Genomic DNA, 22,663 nt, shown 5'->3' on the forward strand with positions numbered 1-22,663 from the left:
TGGTTTGTATTAATTCTATTTGGCTGTTATTTTTTGGATTTTCTTATGAACAATAAACGGATAAACTAAGTAATAAAATGAAATTATTCCAAGCGTAACTAATATAATGGAGCTGCTTAACCAATTGGGCATATCGATTGAATATCTTGTAATAAAACCTTCGAGAAATCCTGCACTGATTGTAAAAGGAAAAGTGCTTAAGAATATTTTAAAACTGTTTTTAAAACCAATTTTAAACGAATTCATTCTCGAAAAGGTTTTAGGAAACAAGATTGAAGCTCCTAAGATAAATCCGGCAGCAGATTCGATTACAATAGCAAAAATTTCCATAGAACCGTGAATCCAAATACCGCGGACGCTTTGCCAGAAAACATTTTGTTCATAAAAGAAATACTGAAAAGACCCAAGCATTAATGAGTTTTGAAGAAAAATATAAAACGTTCCAATACCGCCAAAAATGCCGTATAAATAACATTTTGCTCCCACATAAAGGTTATTCATGGTGATGCCGATAAAACTTCCCCAGTTTGATCCCGATCCGTAAACTGCCATTGGATTTCCTTTTTTGATATTTTCCAAAGACATATTAACGTATTCATCACCCAATATTAAACGAACAAAATTTTGATCGTAACGTGCGGAAACCACGCCCATGGCAACGGTGAAAAAAAACAAGACAAAAGCATACAGGAGATATCTTTTGTAATCGTAGAGTAATAAAGGCACTTCGGTTTTAAAGAATTCAACAATTCTGTTTTTTTCGGTGCGTTTGGTTTTATAAATTTTTTGGTAAATCTGCGATGCAAGATGATTTAAGTAGACAACTGTCTTACTTTTAAGGTAATAGGTTTGTGCGTACGACAAATCATTCATTAATTGAATGTACAAATTAGCTAATTCGTCAGGATTTTTCTTAGCTTTACCAAAAATAGCTAGCTCAAATTCCAGCCATTTTTCTTTATTTTGTTTTATAAATGCAACTTCTCTCATTGAGGGCTAAAATATGAAATATGTCAGAATTATCTATTAATACGACACAAAATGTTAAAATAAATTTTATTGCTGCAACGCCGGGCGAACGTATGGGTGCTTATTTCATAGATTTAGGCATTAAAATTTCCTATGTAATCGTTGTTTTATTAATTGTTTTCAGCTGGCTGAACCTTGGCCAGGCCCTGGATAGTTTAGATATGTGGTCCAGAGCCGCGGTTTTTATTGTACTTTTTATTCCATGGATGATTTACTCATTAACTCTGGAAAGCATTTTTGAAGGTCAGTCATTTGGTAAAAAACTTGTGAAGATAAAAGTCGTAAAAATAGACGGATATCAGGCAGGTTTTGGCGATTATTTAATGCGATGGTTTTTTAGAATAATCGACTTTAGTTCTTTTTACGGTCTTGTTGCTTTAATTACGATTATTTCAAGTAAAAAAGCGCAGCGTTTAGGCGATATGGTGGCGGGAACAGCAGTAATTACTCTGAAAAACAAAATTAATATTAGTCATACAATTTTAGAAGAAATTGGCGATGCTTATGTGCCGACTTATCCCTTGGTAATTAAATTATCAGATAATGATATGCGAATTATTAAAGAAACATTTCATAGAGCCGTGGCAAAAAACGATCATGAAATCATTTACAAACTGGTAGCTAAAATTGAAAGTGTTGCCGGAATTAAAAATCAATCCGGAAATAACTCTGATTTTATTCGTGTAGTTTTAAAAGATTACAATTTCTATACGCAGCATATGTAATTTTATGCAGTTAAAACGCTGTATGTGTTTTTCTTAACGTGATTATCATTTAAATTTTATAATTTTAACAAACGTGATTTTATAAAACCAACATAAGGAAACTAAAATTTAAATGCTATGATAATTAAAAAGCTGACTGCCGTATTATTAATGTTATTTGTTTCTGTTTTTGCTTTCGCCCAAGGCGGGAAAAAGCTGGATAAAATTATAAAAAGAGATTATCAGATTATTGAAGGAACCATTTCTAAAATATCTGATAAAACTGTAGAATATTCTCTTCCCGGAGAAACTCTCACAATTTCTCTCGATGTTTCGCAGATAGCCAGAATTGATTTTGCCAGCGGACGCTCTCAGACTTTTGATGTAAGTCTGGGAAATAGTGATTCTTCTACCGTTGTTGCAGCATCACAAATAAAGCAGAATACAATTGCAGTGCTTCCCGTTCCTTATTTAAATGCAGACAATCAGGAAAGTTCAGAAGATATGGCAAAGTTTGCTCAAAATGATCTTTATAATAAGCTGATAGATAAATCGTCTAATATTTTACCGTTAATAGTTCAGGATTTAAGAACAACCAACAGTCTGCTTCATAAAGCCGGAATTGATCATACTAATATTGATGAAACGCCAATTGAAGATCTTGAAAAAATACTGGGCGTTGATAATATTGTCGCTGCAAAAGTTTCGTATACCATGAATTCAGGCACGACTTCGACTACTTACAATTCAGGAAATGCAAAAGTAAGCGACAATAATAAGAAAATAAAAACCAATGATGTTTCGACTACAACCGCAAATACACAGGTTTACTATTATTACACTGTTTATTTTGATATGTATAAAAACACCACAAAAATTTATTCGCAAACCCGAAAACCTTTTCTGGCAGTAAAAGACAGCTGGATGGATTCTATTACCTATTTATTAAAAAGAAGCCCTATTTACGTTAAAAGATAAATAAATACTTGAAGTAGAATAGCACTAAAAAAATAGGAGAAATACTAAAATCTCTGCACCTTTGCATCTTTGTAACTTAAGAAAAAATGTTTCATTTATTAGATATTATTGGTACAATGGCCTTTGCCATGTCTGGTGCTTTAACAGCAATGCATAAAAGACTCGATCCGTTTGGGGTTTTCATAATTGCTTTTGTTACGGCTGTAGGAGGCGGAACACTCCGCGATGTTTTAATTGGCAGAACTCCGGTAGGATGGATGATGAACCTTCAATATGTTTATGTAATTATTTTAGGTTTTTTTCTGGCTATTATTTTTAGAAAAAAGTTTGATAAACTCAGAACTTCATTGTTTTTGTTTGATACCATTGGTTTGGGAGTTTTTACTTTGATAGGTTTGGAAAGAGGTCTTTTAACAGGACTGCATCCGGTTATATGTATTGCCTTAGGAACCATGACGGCTTGTTTTGGAGGCGTGACACGAGATATTTTGTGCAATGAGATTCCAACTGTTTTTAGAAGAGAAATTTATGCTACGATATGCATTTTTGGCGGCATTGTATTTTTTGGACTTCGCAAACTAAATTTAGAAGACGATATATTGTATTTAGTAACTTCGATTGTAATAATTTCTATTCGCTTACTGGCAGTAAAATACAAATGGTATCTGCGTGCTTTTGAACATAAATAGAATTTAATTAGATATATTAGCCACAGATTAAACGGATTAAATAGGTTTTTTAAATCATTGAAACCGTAAAATCTGCGACAGAAAAATGAAAAACCTTACTGTAAAAAAATACGATCAAAACGATTACAAAATTTGGAATGACTTTGTTAGTCAGGCCAAAAATGCAACGTTTTTATTTCATCGTAATTTTATGGAATATCATAAAGATCGTTTTGAAGATTTTTCACTTTTAATTTTTGAAGAAGAAAAACTACGAGCTATTCTGCCGGCAAACAAAAATGGAAACACGGTTTATTCTCATCAAGGACTTACGTATGGCGGATTGGTTTATAAAGAAGAAACAAAACAAACTGCTGTTATCGAGATTTTTCGAGCTGTTTTATCGTTTTTAAATGAAAATAGTTTTGAAAAATTATATTTAAAAACCATCCCATCAATTTATCATCTTAAACCATCTGACGAGATTTTGTATACTTTGTTTCTGGCAGATGCAAAACTAATTCGCAGAGATTCACTTTCGGTTATTGATTTATCACAGGAAAAATCAATTTCAAAAATTAGAAAAAGAGGCATTAAAAAAGCACTTTTAAATAAACTTATCATTAAAGAGGAAGCGGGTTTTGAATTGTTTTGGAATGAGGTTTTAATACCAAATTTAGATAATAAGCATAATGCAAAACCAGTTCATTCGATAGAAGAAATGAACCATCTTCAGTCTCTTTTTCCAGAAAATATTCATCAATTTAATGTTTATTTTGAAGATAAAATTGTGGGCGGAACCACAGTTTTTGAAACCGAAACGACAGCACATTGCCAGTACATTTCTAAAAATCCGAATATAGAAGATTTAGGAAGTTTAGATTTCCTTTTTCAGTATTTAATTCAGGAAAGATTTGCACATAAACGGTTTTTTGATTTCGGAATTTCGAATGAAAATCAAGGGAAAAATCTAAACGAAGGATTAACGTATTGGAAAGAAAGTTTTGGAGCAGGCACGATAATTCATGATTTTTATGAAATCGAAACTTCAAATTATACTACGTTAAATGGTATTTTTGTCTAAAAAACCAAACCAATGATTTCATTTCTGGATCTAAAAAAAATAAATCAGCCATACGAAACTGCTTTTCAGGAAAAACTGAAAACGGTTTTAGACAACGGCTGGTATATTTTAGGAAAAGAAGTTGAAAATTTTGAAAAAGCTTTCGCCGAATATTGCCACTCTGAATATTGTATTGGAGTAGGGAATGGTTTTGATGCTTTGGTTTTAATTTTTAAAGGCTATATCGAACTCGGAATACTCAAAAAAGGTGATGAAGTTATAGTTCCGGCAAATACTTATATTGCCAGTATTCTGGCCATTCTGCAAGCCGATTTGATTCCTGTTTTGGTTGAACCAAGATTAGAAACCTACAATATAAATCCGGATTTAATTCCCGAAAAAATCACATCAAAAACAAAAGCCATTTTAGCCGTTCATTTATACGGACAATTAGCTGAAATGGAGAAAATAAATGAAATTGCACAAAAACATAATCTTGTTGTTGTAGAAGATTGTGCACAATCTCACGGAGCCATTAACAATCAACCATTAACAATTAATAATTTAAACTCAGCATCTGCATACAGTTTTTATCCGGGGAAAAATTTAGGCTGTCTGGGCGATGGAGGAGCTGTAACTACAAATGATGCTGAATTGGCAAAAATGCTTTTTTCACTTCGCAATTATGGATCCCAAAAAAAATATTATAATGATTATGTTGGTGTAAATTCGAGATTAGATGAATTACAGGCTGGTTTCTTAAACCTAAAAATTCCCAATTTAGACGCCGATAATCAGAAAAGAAGAAACATTGCAAAACGATATTCAGCTGAAATAAAAAACGAAAAAATTATACTTCCTGATTGGAATTTTTCTAATAATCATGTTTTTCATTTATTTGTTATTCGAACGGAAAACAGAGAAGATTTACAAAATTATTTAGTTCAAAATAATATTCAAACTGTTATTCATTATCCGGTTCCGCCGCACAAACAAAATGCTTTTTCTTCCGAAACTTCGGGATGGAATACTTTATCTTTTCCCATAACAGAGAAAATCCATAACGAAGTTTTAAGTCTGCCAATGAGCCCGGTTCTTGAAGATCAAGAAGTTGATTTTATTGTTGCCGTTTTAAATAAATATTAGTTTGAGGGCAGTAAAAAAAATAGTCAATTCTACTTTGTTTAAGATCACTTCGTTAAACAGTTTTAGCGTAGGACTTAAAATAGGGATTGGATTAATAACTTCAAAAATACTGGCCATTTTTGTGGGACCCGGCGGAATGGCTTTGGTGGGTAATCTTCGTAATTTCTTGACTTCTTTAGAAAGTATTTCAATATTGGGTTTTCAGAACGGAATAGTAAAATATATTGCCGAAAATCAAAAGAATGAAGAAGAATTAAAAAAAATAATCGCAACAGTTTTTATTAGTTTAGTCTGCACTGCACTTATTTTAAGCGGTATTTTGTATTTTTTTGCTTCCTTTTGGAATGATAAAATTTTAGAACACAACGGAGATAATGCTCTAGTATTTAGAGTTCTGGCACTTGCTTTACCTTGGTATACCGTTTCTGTTTTTCTGCTTTCCGTTTTAAATGGTTTAAGTAAATTCACAAAAGTAATTTGGGTAAACATTACAGGAAACTTAATTGGTCTGGCGGTTTCTCTGGTCATGATATTAAAATTCCACACTTTAGGAGCTTTATTAGCCATTGTAATAACACCATCATTATTGTTTTTTGTCACTTTTTATTTTGTACAGAAAGAGATTCAATTTCTAAAAATTATTCGCCTGCAATCATATGATTTTACCATTATAAAAAACTTACTGCCTTATTCCTTAATGGCTTTGGTATCCTCTGTTTTAGGTCCAATAGTTTTATTAGCCGTTCGAAATAATCTTATTGAAAAGTTAGGATTAGATCAAGCCGGTTTTTGGGAAACCATGACCCGAATTTCATCTTATTATTTACTCTTCGTAAGTACAATTCTAACTGTTTATTTTTTGCCAAAACTTTCAAAAGCTCAGGATAATGACCAAACAAAATCTATTTTTTGGCAGTTTTATAAAACAATTTTGCCTGTTTTTTGTTTTGGCTTACTTGTAATTTATTTTAGCCGCTATTTCATAATTCAATTATTGTTTACCAAAGAATTTTTACCCGTGACATCGCTTTTTTTCTGGCAGTTAATTGGTGATGTTTTTAAAGTAGCAGCATTAATTTTGGGATATCAGTTTTTTGCCAAAAAGCTGACGAAAGCTTTTATTATTACAGAATTGTTTTCTCTTGGCACTTTGTATTTTTTGAGTCTGCTTTTTGTGAATTATTATGGAATAGAAGGAATGGTTATGGCTCAGGCTTTAGACAACTTTCTTTATTTTGTAGTGTTAGCGGTTTATTTTAGAAAATGCTTAATTTAAATAGAATCATATTTCGATCATTTGTACTATTTTTATTGAAGTTATATTTGCTCAGGATGAAATTAAAACGCCTTGAATTCTATTTTTATAAATGCTAAATATTAAATTTTTGAATCCATTTTTTACAAAAGAAATTAGAGTTTTAATTTGCGCAGGATTCCTTTTTCGTGCTTTATTATCCATTTTGTATTTTCACGTAACGCTGTTTCCTGATTCTGAAGGATATTTATTTTTAGCTGAAAAAATCTTAAGCTTCGATCTCAGTTTTTATAACGGAGAAAGAACTCCGGGATATCCGTTATTTATTGCTTTAGCATTAGGTTCTACAATCTTGACCGTTGTGTATCAGGTTGTTTTAGGGATTTTTACTTCTGTTTATTGGTATAAAACCATTTTAAAACTAAATTTCGATTCAAAAGCAGCATTATATATTACGCTTTTTTTACAAAGCTTTCTCCAGATTCATTTTTACGAAAGAATAATATTGGTAGAATCTGTAACCCTCTTTTTTGTTTCGGTATTATTTTACTATTTAGCTGCTGATTATTTAGAAAATAAAAGTTTTAAAAGAGACTTTATCGTCGCATTAGTTCTTGGTATACTTGTTTTGATTAAACCATTTTATGCCTTTATTCCATTTGTTATTTATGGGTTTAGTGTGGCGAAGAATTTTAAAATTTCAAGGATTATAAATTCTAAACTCATTATTTTACTGTTTCCTTTAATTTCTTATTTTGGATGGTCTTATGTAAATAAAATAAATACCGGATATTTTGTTTCGACCACATTTTTCGGACTTAATTTATCTCAAAACTGTGTTTATTTTGCCGAAAAAACAACACCGAAATACCAATGGATTGGATCTGTTTATGCCAAACACCGGGATAAATTAATAGCTGAAAATAACCAATTAGAACCACATCTTCAAACCGATATTGCGATGACGATTTGGGATGCTCAAACCGAATTACTGCCCAAAACAGCGGGTAATTTTGCCTTACTTTCGGCAGAACTTGGCGGTTATGCTAAAGCGACGATAAAAAAGAATCCGCTGGAATATGTAAAACAAGTTGTTTTTAGATCTTGGTTTGATTTCTGGAAGCCAAAAATATATTGGGATTACGATAGTTTTTCTCTGCCTTTTGTAAACAAAATATTTTTAGGAATCTGGTATTTTCAAACAGTATTAATCTGGATTTTTAAAGTCTTTTTTGTGCTTTTAATTCCGTATCATTTTGGTTTGTTTTTAAAGAATCGCAGTATTACAAAAGAACTTCTTTTTACTACGATTATTTTTCTAACCTCTGTATTGCAAGCTTTAGTTACGTTTGGCGGCAATGCAAGATTCAGCTTTCCTTTTGAATATATTATGATGCTGGTTGTTATTTTATTTGTCAGGAAAAATATTTTAAATAAGAGAAAAAAACTTGAAGTTTAGTTTATTTCAAATTCCAGGCATTAAGGTATTTTTGTGCAATTTTGATATAATCGTGTTCTTGCTCTATAAAAGCTCTGGCACGTTTTCCTATTGCCTCAATTTCATCCGGATTTTCAATTAAAAAAGACAATTCGTTTACTAGATAATCAACATCAGGAATTGCATTTACACAAACTCTTTCAGTTAAATTATAATGTGCTGTAAACTCATCTTCAGCTCCGGTAAAAACCACTTTTCCTTTTGCCATTGCTTCCAAGGCATTATAGCCTTGATCGTAGCCGTAAACCTGATCCAGTAAAATATGAGACTGATTATATAAAGCGATATATTCGTTATACGGCACATTTTCAACTTTTATAATATCGACTTTAGAATCATATTTTTTTTGAATTATCGAAACAGCTTCTTCAAAAAATACTGTTCCTTTTTTAATGGCGCTGCTGTTATTTTTTCCCAGAAATATAATTACTTTATCAAAAACAGCTGTAGCTTGAAAAGTAATTTTATCTGTGTTTACCGGGTTTGGAATCAATGTTTTTTCGGGTAATGCAATTTTATAATCAAAATCAGAAACCATTATTTTAGAAACTTTTTTGCTGACAAACTCATATAAATCGCGATAGTTTTTATGCGTATATTTTAATGAAAAACGATAGTTGGACGCTAATTTTTTATTTTGTAAAAGCGGCGTCAAAATCGAATACTTTACTTCATCTTTTAATAAAAAATCGATAACCGGAGTATCTTCGCCGCAAACCAATAGAAAGCTTTTTTTGTTTTGATTGAAAAGCTTTTTCAAAAGGTATTTTGAAAAAAACGGATACGTTTCAATCGCATTCGAGTTGATTAATTGTACAACATCGTAGTTTTTTAATTTTGAAAGAAAGAACCAAAACCGAATTCCTTTTTCGGCCAATTGTAAATCAGTTTTAAAAATTCGGAAGAGAACTTTATTGCAAAAAACTAAAAATTTATTGTCCAGAAAAAACTTTGGGTGAATAGAATAATCAACAGGAAATTTTTTAAAATTATCGCCCGTTGCAATAATCGAAACTTCGTGTTGTAAGGCTTCTAATCCTTCTTTTAAAGAATTATGTAATCGGCTGTATTCTCCTACCAATAGTATTCTCATTTCTGCGGGAAATATTTATATTTACGTAAATATATATGAAAATGTTAAATGTTTTTTCTGAAAATGATTTTGAAATTCTAATTGCGACCAAAGATAAGCGCAATTTAGATTTTTTACAGCCCATGTTTCCGTTTGAGCATTTTTCAACTTTTAATTTATTGATTGTAAATCAAACCGAGAATACTTTTTTACAATCTGATTTTGATTCGGTTAGGGTTTTAAACAGCAATGAAAATGGCTTGTCGAAAAGCAGAAATAAAGCGATTCAGAATGCATCAAAAAACATTTGCCTTTTTACAGACGATGATGTCGTTTTTACAGAAAATTTAAAAACGAAGATTTTTTCTGCTTTCGAAAAAGATTCGAAAACAAGTATTATTACCTTTAATCATGTGAGAATTGGAGATACCGAGCCGCAAAAAAAGGCAATTAAAACTTTTATTCATGACCAAAAAAGCATCTGGAATGTAAGTTCAATCGAAATTGCTTTTAAATTAAATGATATAAAGGAAAGCAATATTTGGTTTGATGAAAACTTCGGGCTTGGTTCTTTTTTTGAAACTGCCGAAGAGTTTTTGTTTTTAAAATCGGCTTTAAGCCAAAACTTAAAAGTTAGTTTTAATCCTGAAATTATCGTTTCGCATCCGCAATTTTCATCGGGAAAAAACGAAGGTTCAGATTCTATAATTTACGCCAGATCGGCTTTATTTTATAAGCTGTACCATAATTTTGCTTATGTTTGGCTTATCAAATATGTCTTTTTTTTAATTCGAAGAAAAAGTATTAAAATATCGGAAATACAAAAAAAAATTAAAGCAGGAATAAACGGAATTTCAAAATTTAAAGAAATAACTAAAAGCAAATTATGACCACAAATGCCGATATTCAATTAATTGAAATTCCAAAAATTCAAGATCGTCGAGGAAACCTTGCTGTTATTGAAAAGGATACGATTCCGTTTGTTTCAAAAAGAGTCTATTATTTGTTTGATGTTCCAAGCGGGAGCAAACGCGGCGGACATGCTCATAAAGAACAGCACGAGCTTTTAATTGCTTTGAGCGGGAGTTTTGATGTTGTTTTAAAAGATGGTAAAACAATAAAAACAGTAACGCTGAACAAGCCCAATATTGGTTTGCTGATTGTAAATGGAATTTGGAGAGAATTAAAGAATTTTTCGTCAGGCGCCGTATGTTTGGTTTTGGCTTCAGACGAATTTGACGAAAACGATTATATTCGGGAATATAAAGATTTTAAGTTATTTAAAAACAGATGAACCTAATCCGAGTTCGGCCAGTTTAAGTTTTAAATCAATTAAAATCTGCAATAAATTTGAGGGAAGAGTCAGCAATATTCTTTTTTTAAGACTTAAATTTTTCAAATTAATTCCGTCGTAATAATACTTAAACAGCGTTTTATTATTGATAAGTTTACTCTTTACAGCCAGCGAAAACCGATTTAAATCCAAAAAAAATTTAAGGTCAGGATTAGTTTTTTCAAGTTCCAGAAATTTAGAAAAATCCATTTTAGAATTCATTAAAGAGGAGTTTTTAGAAAGGCTGTTTTCATCATGTGTGTAGCGCACCAATATTTTCCAGATAAATAAAACAGGATAAACAATCCCAATTCTAATCCATAAATCCGTGTCTTGCCCGCTTTTTATGTTAGGATCAAAAACACCTGTATTCTTGAAAATGCTTTTATTAAAAACAGTTCCAGAAGTCAGGATTACAGATTCTTTAGTACTGGCACGAAAATAATTTACGATCTCAAAATCGCCTGTTTTTTGTATTGAATATGTCGCAGGAAAAGTTTTTTTAGATGTTTCGATTTCTATCGCTGCAGCAAAAACTTTTTGTTCTGGAAAATGCGTACAATAATAATGCATTGTTTCTAAAAAATCAGGATACCAATAATCATCGGCATCCAGAAAGGTTACGAAATAAGCATTTGCCTCGGCTAAACCAAAATTTCTGGTTTGAGAAACACCTTCATTTTTTTTGCTGAAATATAGAATTCGATCGTCTTTAAACTGTAAAACCTTTTCTTCACTTTTATCTGTAGATCCGTCATTTACTATAATAATTTCAAAATCATGAAAAGTCTGGTTCAAGACACTTTGTATCGTATTCTCGATAAATTTTTCTTTGTTGTACAACGGAATTATGATAGAAAAGAAAGCCATTTATTTTGTTTTTAAAGAACAATAATAACCTAAGCGATAAATGTCAAAAAGCAAAAGAGAAGGATTTTTGCTAAAGAGCTGTTTTACAAATAAAGATTTGAAAACTCTAAAACCAAAAGCAGTTAAAGCAGTAAGATGATATTTTTTTATAATTTGAAAATAATGTGACAATTTCACATAATCTGCAGAAATAAAATTGGAATCGACTAGATTTTTTAAGCCTAAAACGGCTTCTTCAGATTTTCTTAAAAAAGTTTTACTGTCTTCAATTCCTAAATGAAAAACAGGGTTTTCGATATGAATTATTTCGATTTGTTTCTGCTTTAATTCAAAAGAAAACAAAGTATCTTCATGTCTGAGATTTGGAATGTTTTCATTGAAACTGACCTTTGAAAAAATACTTTTTTTGATTAAAAAATTCAAAGTCAAGAAAGAAAGATATGGATTTTTTTCTCGGTCAAAAACATTTAAAGCTTCCCTTTTTGTGCCATAAATCCATCGTAAAAGTTCATTTTTGCATGGTTTTGAGCTTTCATATAAAATACCTCCATATACTATTTTTTCTCTGTTGTCAATCTGAGAAATATATTTTGAAATGAAATTTTCATTTACAGGAAATGTATCAGCATCAAGAAACAATAAATTCTCGTAAACAGCTTTTTCTGCCAGCAGATTCCGAATAGCACTGCGTCCGATGTTTTTTTTTAAAACAACAAATGAACAGTTTTGTAATTGATTAATTTGTTGATTTTCATTTGTAAAAAGATTCGAAGCGTCATCTAAGCAAATGATTTCAAATGTTATGTTTAATTCCACGGCTTGATTATGCAGTTTTTCAACTAATGAAAATGCCTTATAATCAAAAACCGGAATTAAAATAGAAAGCATTACACGCTTCTTTGCACTACTTCAAAAATTCTTTCCTCTTCACATTTCAATGTTTTCGATGGGAATTTCATTAACAAAGCATAATCGTGAGTCGCCATGATAATAGTTTTACCATTGGCATTGATCGTTTTTAAAACTTCTAAAACCTCAGAACTTGTCTGCGGATCAAGGTTTCCTGTTGGTTCGTCGGCAAGGATAAACTCTGGGTCGTTAAGCAAAGCTCTCGCAATGGCAACACGCTGCTGTTCACCGCCAGAAAGCTGGTGAGGCATTTTGTTTAGGAAATCTTTCATTCCAACTTTATCCAAAACTTCATCAATTTTGTATTCCATTGCTTCTTTTTCAACCCAGCCGGTTGCTTTAAGAACAAAAAGCATATTGTCTTTAATAGAACGATCCGGAAGTAATTTAAAATCCTGGAAAACGATACCAATTTTACGTCTCAGGTACGGAATATCTTTTTCTTTTAAAGTTGCCAAATCAAAGTCAACAATATGAGCTTCACCTTCAGTTAAAGGGAGATCAGCGTACAAAGTTTTTAAGAAGCTGCTTTTTCCGGAACCTGTTTTCCCGATGATGTAGATAAACTCACCATGTTGAACATCCAAATTAATATGAGATAAAATTTTTCTTCCTTCTTGATATATAGTGACTTCTTTAAGAGATAGTACGGTTTGTGACATAATAAAATTGATTTGAATGGTAAAAGTAATAAGATAACGATTGGATTCAAAATAAATTTCAATCATTTCTTAAGAAAAATTCTAGAAAAAGGAATGAAAATTTAAATGATAAAGGCAATAGATATTCATTTTAACAGATCTGTTAAAAGCTCCTCGCTTATAATAACTTATGCTGGTTATAAAGCTCAGATTTATTTTTCTTAATGCGCCTAAATGTCTGTAATTGCATTTTTGTTCATAATAAATTCAAGAAACGTTTCGTTATAAACGGTATAAAATGATAAATTTGAATATTAAATATAACTAAAATGCATAGACTTTCCTGGTTCTTTTTATTCCAAATTATCCTTACTTCGACTATAGCTTCGGCACAAAAATCAGCTATTTATACTTACGAATTAAAGGATTTTGACAAAGCACTGGCTTTATATAATGACAAACAATACGCTTCGGCACAACATATTTTTGAGTATGTAAAAAATAACGCAGCAACTGAAGAAGTAAAATCAGACTGTGCTTATTATATCGCAAACTGTGCAATTAGAACCAATCAGGCAAATGCCGATGCTTTGATGGAAAAATTCGTAGAGGATTACCCAACAAGCACCAAACAAAATCAGGCATATATTGAAGTGGCGCAGTATTTCTTTGAACAAGGAAATTATCCAAAAGCTTTGCAGTGGTTTGACAAAGTAGATGAAAGCTACATGAGCAAAAAAGAATCGGATAAATTTAATTTCCAGAAAGGATACAGCTATTTTAATGCTAAAAAGAAAAAAGAAGCTACAACGTATTTTAATAAAGTCGTAAACTCTCCAGAATACGGTTCGCAGGCCAAATATTATTTAGGATTTATGGCGTATGAAGGCGACGATTACAAGGAAGCAACGAAGTATTTTGATGAGGTTTCGGGCGAAGAAAAATACAAAGAGAAACTTTCGTACTATCAGGCTGATATGAATTTTAAACTAGGAAATTTCCAAAAAGCAATTGATTTGGGCCAAAAAGCAATGGCGAAATCAAATGAAATGGAAAAATCAGAATTGAATAAAATTATTGGTGAAAGTTATTTCAATTTAAAACAATACGATAAAGCCATTCCTTATTTAGAACAGTATGCAGGGAAAAAAGGAAAATGGAATAATACTGATTTCTACCAGTTAGGTTATGCGTATTACGAGCAGAAAAATTACGAAAAAGCGATTTCTCAATTCAATAAAATTATTGAAGGAAAAGATTTCGTAGCTCAAAATGCCTATTATCATTTAGGTTTAAGTTATTTAAATACAGGTAAAAAACAAGAAGCTTTAAATGCATTTAAGAATGCATCAGAAATGGATTTTAATGCACAAATTCAGGAAGATGCAGCTTTAAATTATGCTAAAGTGAGTTATGATATTGGAAATGCGTATCAAACCGTTCCGGGAATTTTACTTGATTTCTTAAAAAAATATCCAAACAATTCAAACAGGGCAGAAGTTGAAAAACTTTTAGTCGATTCTTATATTTCGACTAAAAATTACAAAGAAGCTTTAGCATTATTAGAAAAAAACAGAACTGCCGAAAATAAAGCGGCATATCAAAAAGTACTTTTTTACAGAGGAGTTGAATTGTATAATGAATCGAATTATACTGAAGCCGGAAAAATGTTTAAAAGTGCTGCAAGCGAACAAAAAACGCCTGAATTTACTGCACGCGCTACATTCTGGAAAGCAGAAACGGAATATCTTAATGACGATATGCAGAATGCATTGCTGACCTACAAACAATTTGCTGGACTTCCGGCTGCTAAATCTACAGACGAATACAAAAACATCAATTACAATATTGGTTACACGTATTTTAAATTGAAAGAATACGATCAGGCTGCTAGTTCATTTCAGGCACAGATCGACAATAATAAAGAAGATAAAGTACGTTTAAATGATTCGTACTTGCGTTTAGGAGATTCACGTTTTGTGAATTCGAAATATACGCAGGCAATGGAAGCGTATGGAAAAGCAATGGACGGAAAAAGTGTCGATGCTGATTATGCTCAGTTTCAAAAAGCACTTTCATACGGTTTTATGTCTAAAAATGATCAAAAAATCAGTGAACTGAACAATTTCCTGAAAATGTATAAAAAATCAGAATACCGCGATGATGTTTTGTTTGAATTAGGAAATACGTATGTGGCTGATAAAAAGAATGATTTAGCGATTAAAACCTACGATCAGTTAATTTCAGAATATAAAAACGGTTCGTTTACATCAAAATCAATCTTAAAACAAGGTTTAATTTATTACAATTCAGATCGTGATGAACAAGCACTTACAAAATTCAAAAAAGTAGCGGCTGAGTTCCCAAAAACGCCGGAAGCCCTTGAAGCTGTTTCTACAGCCAGATTAATTTATGTTGATTCAGGAAGAGTAGATGAATATGCATCATGGGTTAAAACTTTAGATTTCGTTTCGGTTACAGATGCAGAACTGGATAATGATACTTACGATGCCGCGTTTAAACAATACAGTCAAAGCAACAGCAAAGCTGCAATTACAGGTTTTGCAGGTTACATAAGCAAATTCCCTGCTGGTTTACACGCTTTAGAAGCTAATTTTTACTTAGCACAATTGTATTATGCAGAAGGTTCTGAAACTAAATCAGTTTCTAATTATCAATATGTAATCGAACAGCCAAGAAGCGAATTTACAGAGCAGGCGCTAAACAGACTGGCTCAGATTTATTTAAAAGCAAAAGATTGTGATAAAGCAATTCCGGTTTTAGTTCGTTTAGAAAGTGAAGCAGATTATCCTCAAAATAAAAACTTTGCTCAGGCTAACCTGATGAAATGTTATTATGACAAAAAAGACTATGATAATTCAGTAATTGCGGCTGAAAAAGTATTAGCAAATCCTAAATCTGATGCCAACGTAAAAGCCGATGCACAAATTATTGTAGCTCGTGCGGCTATTCAAACAGGAAATGAAGATAAAGCAAAAGCAGCATACGCAAAACTGTCTACAACTTCAAAAGGAGAATTAGCAGCCGAAGCATTGTATTATGATGCTTACTTTAAAACAAAAGAAGGAAAATTTGAAGCATCAAATACTGCGGTTCAAAAACTAGCCAAAAGTTATTCTGCTTATAAATATTACGGAGCAAAAGGTTTGATTTTAATGGCGAAAAACTTCTACGGTTTAAAAGACAGCTATCAGGCAACTTATATTTTAGATAACGTGATTAACAATTTTACAGATTATCCGGATGTGGTAGATGAAGCTAAAAAAGAGTTAAGTGCGATTAAATTAGAAGAGTCTAAAACGAATTCATCAATTAATAAATAAGATAATTTTAGAGAGAAGATGCAAGCAAGATTTATAAATGTCTTGTCTCTTTCCTCTTAATTCTCTAAGAAGAAAAAAATAAGAACAATGAGTTTACCTTTTTATATAGTTGATGTTTTTGCCGATAAAAAATATGCCGGAAATCAGCTGGCGGTATTTTTAGAAGCCCAAAATTTGAGTTCGGAAGAAATGCAGCAGATTGCACGTGAGATTAATTTTGCCGAAAGCACATTTGTAACCAAAATTGACAGAGAAAATAATAAAGCTGAGATTAGAATATTTACACCAGCTCAGGAAATGCAGTTTGCAGGTCATCCAATAATTGGCACTTCGTGGGTTTTGATGAACAAGATTTTTGATAATTCGCCTTCAGAAATTAAACTGGAAGTTCCGATTGGGCCAATTGCCATTCAAAAAACAGAAGATTTGATTTGGCTCAAAGCAGCACAGCCGAAGTTTTGGGATGTTTTCTCAAAAGTTGATTTTACATTTTTTAGTAATCTGCAGGTAAGTGATTTTGAAAATCAATTTCCAATTCAGGAAGTTACAACAGGAAGCGCTTTTGTAATGGTTGGATTAAGCAGTAAAAGAGCCCTTGAAAATTTGGTTTTAGATAAAGATAAAACAGATCAATGGCTGAAAAATAATTGTAAAACAAATCACAGAGGCTTATATTTTTATTACCTGGAAGGAGAAAAATTGTTCAGCAGAATGCTGTGCGTTGAAAACAATCAATTGGTAGAAGATGCTGCAACAGGAAGCGCCAGTACGTGTCTGCAGGCTTTTTTGCTAAAATATCATAAACCTGAATTTGAATTAATTAATTATCAGGGAGATTATATAGGACGTCCGTCTCAAATATATTTTAAAGGCAGATTAACCGGAGATCATTTTGACATTAATATTGGAGGAAAAGCACAGTTTGTTGCCAAAGGAGAGTGGGAAGCTTGATTTATAGAGAATAGAAGCAAGAGTAAGATTTTAGAAAATAGAATAAAAATATATAGAGAAAATTAGAAATAAAAGAGAAGTCTTTCTTCTTTTCTCTTAAAAAGAAAAAATATGAAAATTAACTGCCGAAATAAAATTATTGTTTTACTAGTGTTATTTGTCTGCCAGCTTTCGTTTTCGCAAGTTAAGAAAAATGAAAGCATTGGAACTGAAACAGTAAACGTAGTAAAACCTTATTCGCCAACTATATCTGATGCTTTTAAAGTAAAAGAAACGCCATCGCTGGACGATGCAGGAAATCAGCCGAAAGAAACGATAAAATATAGTATTTTGTCTGTTCCGGTGGCTTCGACTTTTACGCCGTCAAAAGGTAATGCACAAGGTGTGGATAAATCTAAAAAAGAAAGATTGTTTAATAATTATGCAACGCTTGGAGTTGGAAATTATGGGACTTTAAATGCTGAATTATTCGTAACTCAGGATTTAGGAAACAATGATTATCTGGCCGGAATGCTGCGTCACCATTCTTCGCAGGGAGGAATTAAAGATGTTAATCTAAATGATGAATTTTACGATACAGGTTTAAATATTGGTTATGGACAAAATAACCGCGATATGTCCTGGGGAGTAGATTTGGGTTATCAAAACCAAGTATACAATTGGTACGGTTTACCTGCCGATTTTGGAATGACTTTAGCACCGGGAACACAGGAAGATTTAATTAGAGGAATTAATCCAAATCATTCTTATAATACCATTTCTTTGGGCGGAAATGCCGAATTTAATGAAGGAATTTTTAGTAAAATTTCGACAAGATTTACGCATTTCTCAGATAGTTTTTCTTCTTCTGAAAACCGTTTTTACCTAAAGCCGACTTTTAAAGTTGATATTATGGATCAGGCAATTAATACAAATATTATTGTAGATCACGTAAGTGGTTCTTTTGAACACAATTATGCCTGGGATAATACAGAACCTTTAAAATATAGTTTGACAAACTTTGGAATCGAACCAAGTTTTGTAGTTCATGAAAATGAGTGGACATTAGAATTAGGGGCAGGATTGTTCTATGCTTTAGATTCTGAAAACAGCGGAAACAAATTTTATATCTATCCAAAAGTAAATGCTTCATATAAATTGGTGGGCGATTTGATGATTTTCTACACAGGGGTAAACGGAGGTTTAAATCAAAACTCGTATGCTGATTTTGTAACCGAAAATCCATTTTTGTCTCCAACATTAAACATGAGACCAAGCAGTACACAATACAATGTTTTTGCAGGATTAAAAGGAAAATTGGCTAATAATGTGAGCTATAACTTAACAGGTTCGTATTTAAACGAAAAAAACAAAGCATTGTTTAAGAGCAATGATTATACAGAAGATTTTTCGAACCAGAATTATGCTTTTGGAAACTCGTTTGGGGTAGTTTATGAAGATATCAGAACCTTCCGTTTTTATGGAGAATTAAAAGCTGACTTTTCTCAGAATGTTACTTTTGGAATCAACGGAACTTTTAACAGCTACAATACAGATAACGCTGTTGAGGCATGGAACTTACCAACAATGAAGCTGAGCTCGACTTTAGATGTTAATATTACCAAACAATGGTATGCTGGTTTAAATGTATTTTACGTTGGAGAACGTAAAGACATGCAGACTAATTTAGACTTTGGAACAGATCCGGTTATCACAACATTAAAAAGCTATTTTGATGCCAATGCTCATTTAGGATATAAATATAATGAGCGTTTGACTTTTTTCTTAAAACTAAACAATATTGGAAATCAGGCATACCAAAGATGGCTTAATTATCCTGTTCAGGGATTCCAGGTTTTAGTTGGAGGAAACTATAAATTCGATTTTTAAGCAGCAAGACTTTATAGATAGTAAGGCACGAAGTTTTTAAAACAGGAAGTGTCTTTTTAGCCATGGGTTCATGAATTTTTGGAGTAGATTCGTGAATTTGTGGCTATTTTTATGATTTAATTTTAAGATAATGAAAGTTCTAATTAGACAAGAAAGTAGAAACGATTATAAAAGTGTATTTGAATTAATAGAAAAAGCTTTTAAAAATCAGGAATACAGTGATCACAAAGAACAGTTTTTGGTTGAAAGATTTAGAAAATCAGAAGTTTTTATTCCGCAGTTATCTATCGTTGCTGAGGTCGACGGGCAAATCGTGGGACATATTTTATTTACAAAACTGCAGATTGTAAATGAACTCAGCGTTTTTGAATCTTTAGCATTGGCACCCGTTTCAGTTTTACCGGAATTTCAAGGAAAAGAAATTGGTTCAAAACTTATTTTATATGGACACGAACAAGCTGAAAGATTAGGATATAAATCCGTTATTTTGCTTGGGCATGAAGATTATTATCCAAGATTTGGATACCAGCGCTGTGAAAAATATAATATAAAAATGCCGTTTGATGTTCCTGCAGAAAATTGTATGGTTGTACCGCTTGTAAAAGACGGTTTAAAAGAAGTATACGGTAACATTGTTTACCCAGATGTTTTCTTCGAATAAATTCTTAGCCAACCAAAAAAACTTTGCACCTTTGTATTTTACATCTTTGCACCTTAAAAAATGACTTTTAAAGAAAAAATATATTCACACTACATACAAATGGTTCAGGACAGGATTGATGTTTTTAGAGACATGATTTCTAATTTAACAGAAGATTCTAAAAACGACGCCAAAGGTTCTGCCGGAGACAAACACGAAACAGCTTTGTCGATGATGCATATCGAACAGGAAAAGCTAACCCATAAATTAAAAGAATCCATTGCACAAATAGCAGTTTTAGACAAAATTGACCCAGCCAAAATAACAGAAAATATAGTTTTAGGAAGTTTGGTAAAAGCAAACGGAATTTATTTGTATGTAAGCGTGGCACTTCCAAAAATCGCAATTGACGGTATCAATGTTATTGCACTTTCTCCGCAGTCACCTTTAGGAAATCATTTAATGGGTAATAAAGTTGGTTTTGAGTTTGAAATCAATAAAACACATTATATTATTCAAAGTGTTGAATAATTTAAAATTGGATTATAGAGAACTTTCTGCCTAGTATGTTTATGTAAACCACAATTCCAGAACAATTTTCTATCTCTTCTTTACGAATCTTTTATTTGTAATGGAAAAACTCAAAAATTAATTCAAAAAAATGACTTAAAGTTTCAATTTTAAACCAGTTTTATGGTCAAAATTGAAATTTTTAAGTTTGAGGCTTTTTTTAATGCTTAAATTTTACATTTTGTATGTAAAAATAAATTTATGCTTATAAATTGTAATTGAAATTAGTGTTTGTGTTTTTCAATTGTAATCGATACTGCATCTTTGCCCTATCAAAATGAAATTTAAAGTTTTAAAAATATAAAATTATGTGTGGAATTGTATGTGCCTTTGATCTAAAGCAAAAAGCTGAGAGTTTAAGACCTCAAGTATTAGAAATGTCTAAAATCATTCGTCACCGCGGACCAGACTGGAGCGGAATTTACAGTAATGATAAAGCAATTCTTTCTCACGAGCGTCTGGCAATTGTAGATCCAGCTTCAGGAAAACAACCTTTATTTACAGAAGATAAAAAATTGGTTTTGGCTGCAAACGGTGAAATTTACAATCACAGAGATTTGCGTAAACAATTTGAAGGGAAATATAACTTTCAGACTGAAAGTGACTGCGAAGTTATTTTAGCATTATACAGAGAAAAAGGAGTAAACTTTGTTGATGAATTAAACGGAATCTTTGGTTTTGCAATTTATGATGTAGATAAAGATGAGTATTTCGTAGCTCGTGACCACATGGGAATTATTCCATTATATATTGGATGGGATCAGCACGGAACTTTCTATGTAGCTTCTGAGTTAAAAGCTTTAGAAGGATATTGCACAAAAATTGAATTATTCCCTCCAGGACATTATTTATCAAGCAAAGACGGAGAATTCGTTCAATGGTACAAAAGAGACTGGACAGAATATGATGCAGTAAAAGATAACGAAACAAGCATTCCAGAAATTAGAAAAGCATTAGAAGCAGCAGTTCACAGACAATTAATGAGTGATGTTCCTTACGGAGTTTTACTTTCTGGAGGTTTAGATTCTTCTATTACTTCGGCTGTAGCCAAAAAATTTGCACAAAAAAGAATTGAGTCAGATGATACTACAGATGCCTGGTATCCGCAATTGCACTCTTTCTCAGTTGGATTAGAAGGTTCTCCGGATTTAGCCGCAGCTAGAAAAGTAGCAGATCATATTGGAACTATTCACCACGAAATTAAATTCACAATCCAGGAAGGTTTAGATGCAGTTCGTGATGTGATTTACAACCTTGAAACGTATGATGTAACTACAGTAAGAGCATCAACTCCAATGTGGTTAATGGCGAGAGTTATCAAATCTATGGGAATCAAAATGGTTCTTTCAGGAGAAGGAGCAGATGAGTTATTTGGAGGATATTTATATTTTCACAAAGCACCAAACGCTAAAGAATTCCACGAAGAAAACGTTCGTAAATTAGGAAAACTTCATATGTACGATTGTTTACGTGCCAACAAAAGTTTGGCAGCGTGGGGAATCGAAGGCCGTGTACCATTCTTAGATAAAGAATTTATGGATGTTGCAATGCGCATCAACCCGCAAGATAAAATGATCAACAAAGAACATCCAATGGAAAAATGGGTTGTTCGTAAAGCTTTTGAAGATATGCTTCCTGAAAGTGTGGCATGGAGGCAAAAAGAGCAGTTTTCTGATGGAGTAGGATACAGCTGGATCGATACTTTAAAAGAAGTGGTAGCCAGAGAAGTTTCGGATGAGCAATTGGCAAACGCAAGATTCAAATTCCCATTACAGACTCCAACTTCAAAAGAAGAATATTACTATCGTTCTATCTTCTCAGAACATTTCCCAAGTGATGCTGCAGCATTATGCGTTCCTCAGGAAGCAAGTGTTGCCTGCAGTACAAAAATTGCTTTAGAGTGGGATGAAGCGTTTAAAAACTTAAACGATCCTTCAGGAAGAGCAGTTGCAAATGTGCATGACGATGCTTATGTAAAAGCATAAATGAGTTAATTATTAGAATTAGTATATATATTGCTGGAAAAACGTTCTCTACCGAGGGCGTTTTTCTTGTCTTAAATTGTTAAATTCTATATTTTCAGTTCTTTATAAAATGGAATCGATAATTAATTGACTTACTTT

At 32.1% G+C, this 22,663-nt stretch carries 20 protein-coding genes; 15 read left to right on the forward strand and 5 right to left on the reverse strand.

Features of this window, described 5'->3' with window-relative positions:
- Window positions 1–15: 15 nt before the first annotated feature.
- Entirely contained in the window at window positions 16–990 is a 975-nt protein-coding gene (locus PQ462_RS06250; protein WP_274252771.1) for a stage II sporulation protein M, read from the reverse strand.
- A 20-nt stretch (window positions 991–1,010) separates the two neighbouring features.
- On the opposite strand from PQ462_RS06250, the gene PQ462_RS06255 reads away from it, so the two are divergent.
- The 7 genes from PQ462_RS06255 to PQ462_RS06285 all read left to right on the forward strand — a co-directional run bounded on the left by PQ462_RS06255 (window position 1,011) and on the right by PQ462_RS06285 (window position 8,302).
- A complete protein-coding gene (locus PQ462_RS06255; protein ID WP_274252772.1) occupies window positions 1,011–1,754 on the forward strand; it encodes an RDD family protein in 744 nt (247 codons plus the stop codon).
- A gap of 117 nt (window positions 1,755–1,871) precedes the next feature.
- On the forward strand, window positions 1,872–2,711 hold the full coding sequence (locus PQ462_RS06260; RefSeq protein WP_274252773.1) for a hypothetical protein: 840 nt from the start codon (window positions 1,872–1,874) through the stop codon (window positions 2,709–2,711).
- 86 nt (window positions 2,712–2,797) lie between these two features.
- On the forward strand, window positions 2,798–3,400 hold the full coding sequence (locus PQ462_RS06265) for a trimeric intracellular cation channel family protein (protein WP_012024302.1): 603 nt from the start codon (window positions 2,798–2,800) through the stop codon (window positions 3,398–3,400).
- 85 nt (window positions 3,401–3,485) lie between these two features.
- Window positions 3,486–4,463, forward strand: a complete 978-nt coding sequence (locus PQ462_RS06270) for a GNAT family N-acetyltransferase (RefSeq protein ID WP_274252774.1) — start codon at window positions 3,486–3,488, stop codon at window positions 4,461–4,463.
- A 12-nt stretch (window positions 4,464–4,475) separates the two neighbouring features.
- Window positions 4,476–5,588: a DegT/DnrJ/EryC1/StrS family aminotransferase gene (locus PQ462_RS06275; protein WP_274252775.1), complete on the forward strand. Its 1,113-nt coding sequence runs from the start codon at window positions 4,476–4,478 to the stop codon at window positions 5,586–5,588.
- A 1-nt stretch (window position 5,589) separates the two neighbouring features.
- Window positions 5,590–6,864 carry an O-antigen translocase gene (locus tag PQ462_RS06280; protein WP_274252776.1) on the forward strand — a complete coding sequence of 425 codons (1,275 nt, stop codon included), beginning with the start codon at window positions 5,590–5,592 and terminating at the stop codon, window positions 6,862–6,864.
- Between the two features lie 109 nt (window positions 6,865–6,973).
- The gene (locus tag PQ462_RS06285; protein ID WP_274252778.1) at window positions 6,974–8,302 is read left to right on the forward strand and encodes a hypothetical protein; all 1,329 of its coding nucleotides are present in this window, start codon (window positions 6,974–6,976) and stop codon (window positions 8,300–8,302) included.
- Between the two features lies 1 nt (window position 8,303).
- Here the strand turns inward: PQ462_RS06285 and PQ462_RS06290 are convergent, their stop codons facing one another.
- The gene (locus tag PQ462_RS06290) at window positions 8,304–9,434 is read right to left on the reverse strand and encodes a glycosyltransferase family protein (RefSeq protein WP_274252779.1); all 1,131 of its coding nucleotides are present in this window, start codon (window positions 9,432–9,434) and stop codon (window positions 8,304–8,306) included.
- Window positions 9,435–9,469: 35 nt separating this feature from the next.
- On the opposite strand from PQ462_RS06290, the gene PQ462_RS06295 reads away from it, so the two are divergent.
- Window positions 9,470–10,303 (forward strand): glycosyltransferase family 2 protein, encoded by an 834-nt coding sequence (locus PQ462_RS06295; protein ID WP_274252780.1) that lies wholly within the window; start codon window positions 9,470–9,472, stop codon window positions 10,301–10,303.
- Window positions 10,300–10,707, forward strand: coding sequence for a sugar 3,4-ketoisomerase (locus tag PQ462_RS06300; protein ID WP_274252781.1), 408 nt, complete (start codon window positions 10,300–10,302; stop codon window positions 10,705–10,707). The genes PQ462_RS06295 and PQ462_RS06300 overlap by 4 nt, the downstream gene beginning before the upstream one ends.
- Here the strand turns inward: PQ462_RS06300 and PQ462_RS06305 are convergent.
- The 3 genes from PQ462_RS06305 to PQ462_RS06315 are packed head-to-tail and all read right to left on the reverse strand — an operon-like array spanning window position 10,690 to window position 13,187.
- Entirely contained in the window at window positions 10,690–11,616 is a 927-nt protein-coding gene (locus PQ462_RS06305; RefSeq protein ID WP_274252782.1) for a glycosyltransferase family 2 protein, read from the reverse strand. The genes PQ462_RS06300 and PQ462_RS06305 overlap by 18 nt on opposite strands.
- A complete protein-coding gene (locus PQ462_RS06310) occupies window positions 11,617–12,504 on the reverse strand; it encodes a glycosyltransferase family 2 protein (RefSeq protein ID WP_274252783.1) in 888 nt (295 codons plus the stop codon).
- Window positions 12,504–13,187 carry a cell division ATP-binding protein FtsE gene (locus PQ462_RS06315; protein WP_274252784.1) on the reverse strand — a complete coding sequence of 228 codons (684 nt, stop codon included), beginning with the start codon at window positions 13,185–13,187 and terminating at the stop codon, window positions 12,504–12,506. Before PQ462_RS06315 ends, PQ462_RS06310 begins: the two co-directional genes overlap by 1 nt.
- A 308-nt stretch (window positions 13,188–13,495) precedes the next feature.
- On the opposite strand from PQ462_RS06315, the gene PQ462_RS06320 reads away from it, so the two are divergent.
- The 6 genes from PQ462_RS06320 (at window position 13,496) to asnB (ending at window position 22,525) form a co-directional block, all read left to right on the forward strand.
- Window positions 13,496–16,510, forward strand: coding sequence for a tetratricopeptide repeat protein (locus PQ462_RS06320; RefSeq protein WP_274252785.1), 3,015 nt, complete (start codon window positions 13,496–13,498; stop codon window positions 16,508–16,510).
- 87 nt (window positions 16,511–16,597) lie between these two features.
- Window positions 16,598–17,461: a PhzF family phenazine biosynthesis protein gene (locus PQ462_RS06325; RefSeq protein ID WP_274252786.1), complete on the forward strand. Its 864-nt coding sequence runs from the start codon at window positions 16,598–16,600 to the stop codon at window positions 17,459–17,461.
- Window positions 17,462–17,572: 111 nt separating this feature from the next.
- Window positions 17,573–19,330, forward strand: coding sequence for a TonB-dependent receptor (locus PQ462_RS06330; protein ID WP_274252787.1), 1,758 nt, complete (start codon window positions 17,573–17,575; stop codon window positions 19,328–19,330).
- 130 nt (window positions 19,331–19,460) lie between these two features.
- A complete protein-coding gene (locus PQ462_RS06335) occupies window positions 19,461–19,991 on the forward strand; it encodes a GNAT family N-acetyltransferase (protein WP_274252788.1) in 531 nt (176 codons plus the stop codon).
- 60 nt (window positions 19,992–20,051) lie between these two features.
- Window positions 20,052–20,501, forward strand: coding sequence for a hypothetical protein (locus PQ462_RS06340; protein WP_012024317.1), 450 nt, complete (start codon window positions 20,052–20,054; stop codon window positions 20,499–20,501).
- Between the two features lie 347 nt (window positions 20,502–20,848).
- Complete coding sequence (gene asnB / locus PQ462_RS06345) at window positions 20,849–22,525, forward strand: asparagine synthase B (RefSeq protein WP_012024318.1); 1,677 nt, start codon at window positions 20,849–20,851, stop codon at window positions 22,523–22,525.
- Window positions 22,526–22,663 lie beyond the last annotated feature (138 nt).

The sequence above is a fragment of the Flavobacterium sp. KACC 22758 genome, assembly GCF_028736135.1.
Classification (GTDB): Bacteria; Bacteroidota; Bacteroidia; order Flavobacteriales; family Flavobacteriaceae; genus Flavobacterium; species Flavobacterium johnsoniae.